This is a genomic window from Nioella sp. (assembly GCF_964229645.1).
In the GTDB taxonomy this organism is placed as follows: Bacteria; Pseudomonadota; Alphaproteobacteria; order Rhodobacterales; family Rhodobacteraceae; genus Nioella.
Genome location: NZ_CAXREX010000311.1, coordinates 1 through 8,833, shown reverse-complemented (window position 1 = coordinate 8,833; position 8,833 = coordinate 1). Strand labels below are relative to the sequence as shown.

Here is an 8,833-nt window from a genome sequence, read left to right as displayed (position 1 = left end):
ACCCCGCCCATCAGGCCGCCGAGGTGATCCGGGCCAGGGTTTCCACGGCCTTGAGCGCCGCACCGGAATCGATGCTTCGCGCGGCCTTCTCAACCCCGTCGGGCAGCGCGGTCACAGCGCCCGCCACCATAAGCGCGGCAGCGGCATTCAAAAGCACCGCGTCCCGGTAGGCCCCGCCATCGCCGTTCAGAAGGGCCCGGAAGGCCACGCCGTTTTCTGCCGGGGTTCCGCCCAGGATCGCTTCGAACGGATGGGTGGGCAGCCCTGCATCGTCGGGTGTGATCTCGAACTCTTCGACCGCGCCATCCTTCAGCGCGGCAACCGCAGACGGCCCGGCAATGGACAGCTCATCGGTGCCGTCCGAGCCATGGACCAGCCAGGCCGCCTCGGAGCCGAGCGCCCCCAGCACCTCGGCCATGGGGCGGATGAGCCAGGGCGCGAAAGCCCCGGTCAGCTGGCGCTTGACGCCGGCGGGGTTGGTCAGCGGCCCGAGCACGTTGAAGAGCGTGCGGGTGCCAAGCTGCTGGCGGGTGGGCATCACATGGGCAATCGCCGGGTGGTGCATGGGCGCCATCATGAAGCCGATCCCGGCCTCGCGCAGGGCGTGTTCGACGATGGGCGCGCCCACCATCACGTTCACGCCCATCTGGGTCAGCGCATCCGCCGCGCCCGATTTCGAACTGAGGTTGCGGTTGCCATGCTTGGCCACCGGCACGCCTGCGCCTGCCACCACGAAGGCGGTCGCGGTCGAGATGTTGAGCGTGCCCTTGCCATCGCCGCCCGTGCCCACGATGTCGATCGCGCCCTCGGGAGCGTTAACGGCGACGCATTTGCCGCGCATCACCTTGGCGGCGGCGGCGATCTCCTCGACCGTTTCGCCGCGCACGCGCATGGCCATCAGCATGCCGCCGATCTGGGCGTCGGTGGCCTCGCCGTCGAAGAGAAGGCCGAAGGCGCGTTCGGCCTCTTCGGCGCTGAGGCTGCGCTCGGCCACGGCGGCGATGAGGGGTTTCATCTGGTCGCTCATGCCACTTCCTCCTCCAATGCGCCGGGCACGGTCTTGAGGAAATTCTTCAGCATCGCGTGGCCATGTTCCGAGCGAATGCTTTCGGGATGGAACTGGACGCCCTCGATGGGCAGGCTCTTGTGGCGCAGGCCCATGATGGTTCCGTCCTCCAGCCAGGCGGTCACTTCGAGGCAGTCGGGCAGGCTCTCGCGCTCCACGACCAGCGAATGATAGCGCGTGCCTTGCAGGGGCGAGGGCAGGCCCTCGAACACGCCAAGGCCCGCATGGTGGATGGTGCCCATCTTGCCATGCACGATCTCGTGACAGCGCACGACCTTCCCGCCGAAAGCTTCGCCGATGGTCTGGTGGCCCAGGCAGACGCCCAGAAGCGGCGTTCCGGTTTCGGCGGCGGCGGCGGTCAGTCCGAGGCAGATCCCGGCCTGCGCCGGGTCGCAGGGACCGGGCGACAGCACGATGCCCTCGGGCTTCAGCGCCATCGCTTCCTGCACGTTGAGCGCATCGTTGCGCACCACGTGCGGCACGCAGCCAAGCTCGCCCAGATAGTGAACCAGGTTATAGGTGAAACTGTCGTAGTTATCGATAAGCAGCAGCATGCTCTTGTGCACCTTCGTCGCGAAAAAGGGGTGCGCCCGGGCCGCACCCCGCGCTATACATGCGCAGGGCCGAAAGCCGGGGTCAACCCGTGCGCCATCAGAACGGCCCATCAAGCTGGGGCAAATTGGCCATGTCGCCCATGCGCGGGCGTATGGGACGTGTCGAGAAGGTGTAGGTCATGGGCAGAGGTCTGATTTCGGGTGTGATCTGGGGGGCGCTTCTGTCGCTTGTGGCGGTGGCGCTTCTGTCGCTTGGAATGCCCTTGCCCGACGGGGTGAGCCGCCCTGCGCCCACGGCAGTTAGTTCCGCAGAGCAGGAACCCGTCATCGCGCCCGAGGCCGCCGAGCAGTCCCCCGCAGCGACTGCCCCCGAAACCGCCACCGCCAGCGGCCCCCAACTGCAGCCCCCGGCCGCGCCGCAAGAGTCTGCCGCATCGGGCACCACGGCGCCGATCTCCGAGATCGTCTTGCCCGCGGGGTCGGAATTCAACCGCCCTGCCGATGAGACGGCCCCGGTTCTGCCGGGGCTCGACAGCGCCCCCGCAGGCGCCCCCGCCGCCGTGACCGCGCTGCCGCAGCCCACGGCCCCGCCGCTGCCCGACACGCAGCCCGCCCCGCAGCCGCAGGCCGTCGCGAGCGTGGAAAGCCCCGCCGCTGCCCCCACCAGCCCCGAGCCGGTTGCCGCTCCGTCCAGTGCAGGCAGCAGCCCGTTGCCGCAGGTGGCCGCCGAAGAGCCTGCCGCCCTCGGCCTGCCGCAGATCGAGACCGGACCCGAGGCGGAAACCGAGACCGCGCCGCTCGGGCGGCCCCTGCAGCCGATCGAACCGGCCGAGCAGACCGGCGACATGCGGGCGATCGACCGCTTTGCAGCACCCTTCGATGCCGCAGAAACACGCCCCCTGATGGCGGTGATCCTGATCGACGATCCAAGCTTTCCCCTGGGCCGCGACGCGCTGACCCGCTTCGAATTCCCAGTGGCGTTCGCCATCGACCCGCGCCGCCCCGACGCCGCCGAGGCCGCTGCAGCCTACCGGGCTGCCGGCTTCGAGGTGCTGCTGTCGGGGGCGGTCTTCACCGAGGATGTGACCGGCGCGGATGTGAGCGCGGTGCTGGCACGCGGCTTTGCCACGCTGCCCGAGGCGGTCGGCGTGCTGGACACGGCCGGGGAAGCCATCCAGGGCCGGCGCGAGGTGCTTGAGGCGGTGGTCGAGACGCTGGCCGAAAGCGGGCACGGGCTGGTGGCTTTCCCGCGCGGGCTGAACGTGGCGGAACAGACGGCCACGCGCGCGACGGTCCCCGCGGCCACGCTCTTTCGCGAGATCGACAGCGAACAGGAACGCGCGACCGTGATCACGCGTTATCTCGACCGGGCGGCCTTCGCCGCGGGCCAGGAAGGGGCCGTGATCGTTGTGGGGCATACCTATTCCGACACGGTAACGGCGCTCTTTTCCTGGGCGCTCGGCAACCGGTCCGAAGCCGTGGCGCTTGCGCCTCTTTCGGCGGTCCTGACCCGCTAGGCGGTGTCGCTGCTAGCGCAGCGACCCGCGCGATCCGCAACGGATCGCGGATCATTTTCCGCTGCGGAAAATGCACGGGGGCGCTGCCCCCGTCACTGACGCGATTCCCCCCGGGTAAGTCCTGCCAAGAAGAAGAGTCGTCCGTCCTTGGAAAAGGAAAAGGGCGCACCGAAGCGCGCCCTCTGGATCGGCCTTGATGGTCGGGTTTCTCAGCTCAGGGCAGCGCAGAAGCCCTGAATGCGGGTGCAGGCTTTCTCCAGGTTCTCGTCCGACGTCGCATAGGAGACGCGGAAATTGGGGGAGAGCCCGAAGGCCCCGCCGAAGACCACGGCCACGCCCGTTTCTTCCAGAAGCGCGGTGGCGAAATCCTCGTCGGTTTCGATCACCTTTCCGCCCGGCGTCGTCTTGCCCATGCAGCCCGCGATCGAGGGGTAGACGTAGAAGGCCCCTTCCGGCGTCGGGCAGGTGATGCCTTCGGCGGCGTTCAGCATCTCGACCACCATGTCGCGGCGGCGTTTGAAGACGGCGTTGTTGGTCTCGATATAGTCCTGCGTGCCGTTCAAAGCCTCGACCGCCGCCCATTGGCTGATCGAACAGGGGTTCGAGGTCGATTGCGACTGGATCTTGCGCATGGCGCCGATCAGGCTTTCGGGGCCCGCGGCGTAGCCGATGCGCCAGCCGGTCATGGCATAGGCCTTGGACACGCCGTTGCAGGTGAGCGTGCGGTCGTAAAGACCCGGTTCCACCTGCGCGGGCGTCACGAATTCGAACCCGTCATAGACCAGGTGTTCATACATGTCGTCGGTCATCACCCAGACATGGGGGTGGCGCATCAGCACATCGGTCAACGCCTTCAGTTCCTCGGCATTGTAGCCCGCCCCGGTGGGGTTGGAGGGCGAGTTGAAGATGAACCACTTGGTTTTCGGCGTGATCGCGGCCTCCAGTTCCTCTGCCGTCAGCTTGTAGGCGTTTTCGGCCCGCGCGGTGGCGATGACCGGCTCGCCGCCCGCCAGCAGCACCATGTCGGGATAGCTGACCCAGTAGGGCGCGGGGATCACCACCTCGTCGCCGGGATTGAGCGTCGCCATCAGCGCGTTGTAGAGGATCTGCTTGCCGCCGGTGCCGACCGAGACCTGCTTGGGCGTGTAGCTGAGCCCGTTGTCGCGCAGAAGCTTGTCGCAGATCGCCTGCTTGAGTTCCGGGATCCCGTCGGGCGCGGTGTATTTCGTCTTCCCGGCATCGATCGCGGCCTTGGCAGCGTCGCAGATGTTCTGGGGCGTGTTGAAGTCTGGTTCCCCTGCGCCCAGGCCGATCACGTCCTTGCCGGCGGCCTTCAACTCGGCGGCGAGGGTGGACACCGCGATGGTCGGCGAGGGTTTCACGCGGGCCAGCGTTTCGGACAGGAAGCTCATCTGATTTCTCCAGGGTTGCGTGGGGGCCGGTCAATCGGTCCGGTTTACATCGGCTCGGGTCCTGCTTAGGGTCGCGCCGCCCGACGATCAAGGGGCCAAAACGCCCCGTGGAAGGAGAATGGATGACCGACTCGACCCGCGACGACCGCGACTGGTTCAGCGACGAAACCGCCACCTTCGGCGACCGGCTGGCCGGGGCCCGCGAAGCGCAGGGCCTGTCGCAGGAGGACCTGGCCAAGCGGTTGGGTGTGAAGCTCAAGACCGTGGTGGCCTGGGAAAACGACTGGAGCGAGCCGCGCGCCAACAAGCTGCAAATGGCCGCGGGGCTGCTGAATGTCTCGATCCGCTGGCTCTTGACCGGCGAGGGCACCGGGCCAGATGAGCCCGATTTCAGCGCCGTAGAGGAAGACCTCAAGCAGATCATCCTGGACCTGCGCCAGATGCGGCAGGAACATGCCCGGCTGGGCGAACAGATGGGGCGGCTGGAAAAGCGCCTGCGCAAGACCCTGCAACGTGAAGAGGACCGTCAATGAGCGACGAAAGCCGAGAGATTCGGATCAAGCGGTTGCGCATGCGCGCTTGGCATCGGGGCACGAAAGAGATGGACCTCTTGCTTGGCGGTTGGGCCGACAGCAACCTGGCCGGGGCCGATGACAGCGCGCTTGACCTGTTCGAACGGGTTCTGGCCGAGGATGATCACGACCTCTATCACTGGATCTCTGGTCAGCGCCAAGCCCCTGACTACATGGCAGATTTTGCGCGGGAACTGGCCAAGGCAGCCGCCCCGGCGCGGGACGGCTGAGGGCGCAGCTCGAAAAATCTTGGGCGTTTAACTCATTTTTTGGACTTATCGGCAAATCTGCCCCCAAGGCAGATAAGCGGAGACCAGGATGAGTTTGCACAGCCCCCTCGCGGATAGCACCCGGCATGGCTTCATGGCCGGGTACCTCGACACGCTTTCCATGGTGGAGCGGCTGCACCGGCTGCTGCTCGATGTCATCAAGGACGAATTCGAGCGGCTCGGAATCCTCGACATCAACGCCGTTCAGGCCCTCTTGCTGTTCAATATCGGCGATCACGAGGTGACGGCTGGCGAACTGAAGTCGCGCGGCTACTACCAGGGATCGAACGTGTCCTACAATCTCAAGAAACTGGTCGATACGGGCTACATGCACCACCAGCGATGCGAGATCGACCGGCGGTCTGTCCGGGTCCGGCTGACCCCCAAGGGGCGGGAGGTGCGCGACGTCGTGCGCGACCTGTTTCTGCGCCATGCGGAAGGGTTGCAGGACAAGGGCGTATTGGGGGCTGACGGGATCGACCAGATCAATCACTCGCTCAAGCGCGTGGAACGGTTCTGGACCGTCCAGATCCGCTACATCTACTAGGCGGCGGGCAGGCTTTGGGCGCTTTGGCGCAGCAGATCGAGTGCAAGGGCCTGCGTGGGCGTAGGCACCCAGGAACGGCGATAGGTCAGGCCAATGGGTCGCGGCAGATCATCGAGCACCACCGGTAGCTGGTGAAAATGTCCTGATCTCAGCTCCTCGCCCACCTGGTTCTGGGACAGCATGGTCAGGCGCTCACCATCCGCAAGCAGGCCGCGTGCCAGGATCATGGAACTCGACTCGACCAGCCGGTCTGGTGGTGTCATCCCGTGTTGCTCGAAGAAACGATCGAAACAGGCGCGCGTCGGTGTCCCCCGGCGCGGGACTATCCAGGGCCACTTGGCGAGGTCCGACGCAGCCAGGGCGGGGCGTTGGGCCAGGGGATGCGTGGGCGCGCAATATACCCCGAGCCGGTCGTCGAAGAGCCGCTCCTGCATCACGTCCTCGGCCGGAGGCGGCTCCCTCAGGGCGCCGATCAGCAGGTCGATCTCACCATCGCGCAGGGCGTGCAGCAGGTCGTCATAGGGGCCGTCGATCACGTCGACACGGGTGGCGGGCAGGGCCTTTGCAAGGCTGCCAATGGCGCGCGGCAGCAGCTCTGCCCGCGCAAGAGGCAGGCTTCCGATGGTAATCGAGCCGCTGTCACGGCCAGAAAGAGCCTGCAATTCCTCAAGCCCCTGATCGAGTTCCGCAAAGGCCAGCCGCGCGGCCCGGGTCAGCGTGGCGGCAGACGGGGTCAGCGCAATCCCGGTGCGGGTGCGCTCGAAGAGGATCAATCCCGACAGTTGTTCCAGTTCCCGCGCGGCCCGAAAGACCGAGGGCTGCGACAGGCCAAGGGCGCGCGCGGCCAGCGAGTAATTGCCCTGGGTCGCCACGGCGACCAGCGCGCGCAGCTGCGTTGTGCTCAGCAGATGTGCGAAGCCCGGAGAGGCCGAAAGCGTCTGCTGCTGCGCCGCCGACTGCGCCCCCTGGGTCAGAAATCCAAGCGCACGGGCCACCCGCGCCCCGAAAACCTGCCCCGCCTCGGTGGCGAGCATCCCCTTGTTGCTGCGTGAAAACAGCGGGGTGGCGAGGGTGGCTTCCAGTTTTGCAATGGCTTGGGTCAATGCGGGCTGGGACATGTGAAGCACCTTGCTGGCGCTTGTAATACCTTGATTTTCCTGCACGATATGGAATGCGCGCAGGTGGCGAATGTTGAAGTCCGTTCCCTGCATCTTCAGCACTCCTAAAGCAGGAATGAATACTGCGCCCCGGCAAATGAAATTGCAAGGGGCGGTGATGGTGCCGAGGATGGGGCAAACCACATCACACGGGAGACCCGCCATGTCCGCCAAGCCGACCGCATTGGTCATCAGCGCCCATGCCGCCGATTTCGTCTGGCGCTGCGGCGGTGCCATCGCGCTGCACCAGGAGCTGGGATACGAGGTGACGGTGGCCTGCCTGTCCTTCGGCGAGCGCGGGGACAGCGCGCGCCTTTGGAAAGAGGGCAAGTCGCTTGACGAGGTGAAGGCGATCCGCCGGGCCGAGGCCGAGGCCGCCGCCGAGGCGCTGGGGGTCGGGGACCTTCGGCTGCTCGATCTGGGCGATTATCCCCTGCGGCTCGATGCCGGGGCGCAGGATCAGCTGGTCGACATCATCCGCGACGTGCAGCCCAAATGGATGATGAGCCATTCGCGCTGGGACCCCTACAATACCGACCACATGAACACGACGAGCTTCGTGCTGGAGGCGCGTATGATCGCGCAGGCCTGGGGGCACAATCCCGGCGAGAAGGTTCTGGGCGCGCCGCAGCTCTACCTCTTCGAGCCGCACCAGACCGAGCAGATGGGCTGGAAACCCGATGTGTTCCTCGACATCACCCCGGTCTGGGACAAGAAGCGCGCGGCGATGGAATGTATGAACGGGCAGATCCACCTGTGGGATTATTACACCCGCGTGGCGCAGCAAAGAGCCAATCATTTCAAGCGCAACTCGGGCGGACAGGCGGGCGGGCGCGACTGCAAATACGCCGAAGGGTTCGAGACGATCTTCCCCGTTTGCGTGGATGAACTGGCATGAGCGGGGTGGGCCTGGGCACCCAGGGTGTGGTGGTGCAGGAGATCGCGCGGGCCGATGCCGCGGTGATTGACGGGCTCGCCGAATGCGGCGTGGCGACGGTGCATGAGGCGCAGGGGCGCATCGGCCTGCTAGCCGACCGGCTGCGGCCGATCTGGCGGGGCGCGCGTATCGCGGGCTCGGCCGTCACCATCTCAGCCCCGCCCGCCGACAACTGGATGGTGCATGTGGCCATCGAGCAATTGCAACCGGGCGACGTGCTGGTGCTGGCGCCGACATCGCCGTCGAACGCAGGGTATTTCGGGGACCTGCTGGCCACCTCGGCCAAGGTGCGCGGCTGCCGGGGGCTGGTCATCGACGCAGGCGTGCGCGACGTGCGCGACCTTGAAAACATGGGCTTTCCGGTCTGGTCGAAAGCGGTTCATGCGCAGGGCACGGTCAAGGAAGTGCTGGGATCGGTCAACGTGCCGATCATCTGCGGCGAGGCCCTGATCACCCCTGGCGACGTGATCGTGGCCGATGATGACGGGGTCTGCGTGGTGGCGCGCGAGGACGCCGCCAAGGTGTTGGAAAAGGCCCGCGCCCGCGAGGCGAACGAGGCCGAGAAACGCGCGCGGTTCGAAGCCGGGGAGCTTGGGCTCGACATCTATGACATGCGTGGGCGGCTGGCGGCGAAGGGGCTGCGCTATGTCTAGACTCAATGGCGGGGCGGGGGGGCGCCCCCCGTGCACCCCCCGGACACCCCCCGGACACCGGGCGTGCATCCCAAAACCCGTTTTCGCCGCGCGGTGCGCGCCGCCGCGGGGGGGGGGGGGGGGGGGGGGGGGGGGGGGGGGGGGGGGGG

General features: G+C 66.8%; 10 protein-coding genes. 6 read left to right on the top strand and 4 right to left on the bottom strand.

Annotated elements, in window-relative coordinates; translation table 11 throughout:
- Positions 1-10: 10 nt before the first annotated feature.
- Positions 11-1,027 (bottom strand): anthranilate phosphoribosyltransferase, encoded by a 1,017-nt coding sequence (gene trpD / locus ACEQXV_RS19450; RefSeq protein ID WP_370270550.1) that lies wholly within the window; start codon positions 1,025-1,027, stop codon positions 11-13.
- Positions 1,024-1,620: an aminodeoxychorismate/anthranilate synthase component II gene (locus tag ACEQXV_RS19445; protein ID WP_370270549.1), complete on the bottom strand. Its 597-nt coding sequence runs from the start codon at positions 1,618-1,620 to the stop codon at positions 1,024-1,026. Before ACEQXV_RS19445 ends, trpD begins: the two co-directional genes overlap by 4 nt.
- Before the next feature lie 179 nt (positions 1,621-1,799).
- Between ACEQXV_RS19445 and ACEQXV_RS19440 the strand changes: the two genes are divergently transcribed.
- Entirely contained in the window at positions 1,800-3,137 is a 1,338-nt protein-coding gene (locus ACEQXV_RS19440) for a divergent polysaccharide deacetylase family protein (RefSeq protein WP_370270547.1), read from the top strand.
- A 209-nt stretch (positions 3,138-3,346) separates the two neighbouring features.
- Here ACEQXV_RS19440 and ACEQXV_RS19435 read toward each other — a convergent pair whose 3' ends face one another.
- Positions 3,347-4,549, bottom strand: coding sequence for a pyridoxal phosphate-dependent aminotransferase (locus ACEQXV_RS19435; protein WP_370255043.1), 1,203 nt, complete (start codon positions 4,547-4,549; stop codon positions 3,347-3,349).
- 122 nt (positions 4,550-4,671) lie between these two features.
- Between ACEQXV_RS19435 and ACEQXV_RS19430 the strand changes: the two genes are divergently transcribed.
- From ACEQXV_RS19430 to ACEQXV_RS19420, 3 genes are all read left to right on the top strand, one after another.
- Positions 4,672-5,082 carry a helix-turn-helix domain-containing protein gene (locus tag ACEQXV_RS19430; protein WP_370270546.1) on the top strand — a complete coding sequence of 137 codons (411 nt, stop codon included), beginning with the start codon at positions 4,672-4,674 and terminating at the stop codon, positions 5,080-5,082.
- Positions 5,079-5,351 (top strand): succinate dehydrogenase assembly factor 2, encoded by a 273-nt coding sequence (locus tag ACEQXV_RS19425; protein ID WP_370255039.1) that lies wholly within the window; start codon positions 5,079-5,081, stop codon positions 5,349-5,351. Before ACEQXV_RS19430 ends, ACEQXV_RS19425 begins: the two co-directional genes overlap by 4 nt.
- Before the next feature lie 88 nt (positions 5,352-5,439).
- The gene (locus ACEQXV_RS19420; protein WP_370255038.1) at positions 5,440-5,937 is read left to right on the top strand and encodes a MarR family winged helix-turn-helix transcriptional regulator; all 498 of its coding nucleotides are present in this window, start codon (positions 5,440-5,442) and stop codon (positions 5,935-5,937) included.
- On the opposite strand, the gene ACEQXV_RS19415 is transcribed toward ACEQXV_RS19420, so the two are convergent.
- Positions 5,934-7,148 carry a LysR family transcriptional regulator gene (locus ACEQXV_RS19415; protein ID WP_370270545.1) on the bottom strand — a complete coding sequence of 405 codons (1,215 nt, stop codon included), beginning with the start codon at positions 7,146-7,148 and terminating at the stop codon, positions 5,934-5,936. The two genes, ACEQXV_RS19420 and ACEQXV_RS19415, sit on opposite strands and share 4 nt — an antisense overlap.
- 109 nt (positions 7,149-7,257) lie before the next feature.
- Here ACEQXV_RS19415 and ACEQXV_RS19410 point away from each other — a divergent pair, with 109 nt between their 5' ends.
- Together ACEQXV_RS19410 and ACEQXV_RS19405 are read left to right on the top strand one after the other, a co-directional pair.
- The gene (locus tag ACEQXV_RS19410; protein WP_370270543.1) at positions 7,258-7,992 is read left to right on the top strand and encodes a PIG-L deacetylase family protein; all 735 of its coding nucleotides are present in this window, start codon (positions 7,258-7,260) and stop codon (positions 7,990-7,992) included.
- Complete coding sequence (locus ACEQXV_RS19405; RefSeq protein WP_370270542.1) at positions 7,989-8,684, top strand: 4-carboxy-4-hydroxy-2-oxoadipate aldolase/oxaloacetate decarboxylase; 696 nt, start codon at positions 7,989-7,991, stop codon at positions 8,682-8,684. Before ACEQXV_RS19410 ends, ACEQXV_RS19405 begins: the two co-directional genes overlap by 4 nt.
- The last annotated feature ends 149 nt before the right edge of the window (positions 8,685-8,833 follow it).

Excerpts from the sequence above, each read along its gene's own strand:
- trpD (WP_370270550.1), bottom strand. The coding sequence starts at position 1,027 with ATGAGCGACCAGATGAAACCCCTCATCGCCGCCGTGGCCGAGCGCAGC.
- ACEQXV_RS19445 (WP_370270549.1), bottom strand. The coding sequence starts at position 1,620 with ATGCTGCTGCTTATCGATAACTACGACAGTTTCACCTATAACCTGGTT.
- ACEQXV_RS19440 (WP_370270547.1), top strand. The coding sequence starts at position 1,800 with ATGGGCAGAGGTCTGATTTCGGGTGTGATCTGGGGGGCGCTTCTGTCG.
- ACEQXV_RS19435 (WP_370255043.1), bottom strand. The coding sequence starts at position 4,549 with ATGAGCTTCCTGTCCGAAACGCTGGCCCGCGTGAAACCCTCGCCGACC.
- ACEQXV_RS19430 (WP_370270546.1), top strand. The coding sequence starts at position 4,672 with ATGACCGACTCGACCCGCGACGACCGCGACTGGTTCAGCGACGAAACC.
- ACEQXV_RS19425 (WP_370255039.1), top strand. The coding sequence starts at position 5,079 with ATGAGCGACGAAAGCCGAGAGATTCGGATCAAGCGGTTGCGCATGCGC.
- ACEQXV_RS19420 (WP_370255038.1), top strand. The coding sequence starts at position 5,440 with ATGAGTTTGCACAGCCCCCTCGCGGATAGCACCCGGCATGGCTTCATG.
- ACEQXV_RS19415 (WP_370270545.1), bottom strand. The coding sequence starts at position 7,148 with ATGCAGGGAACGGACTTCAACATTCGCCACCTGCGCGCATTCCATATC.
- ACEQXV_RS19410 (WP_370270543.1), top strand. The coding sequence starts at position 7,258 with ATGTCCGCCAAGCCGACCGCATTGGTCATCAGCGCCCATGCCGCCGAT.
- ACEQXV_RS19405 (WP_370270542.1), top strand. The coding sequence starts at position 7,989 with ATGAGCGGGGTGGGCCTGGGCACCCAGGGTGTGGTGGTGCAGGAGATC.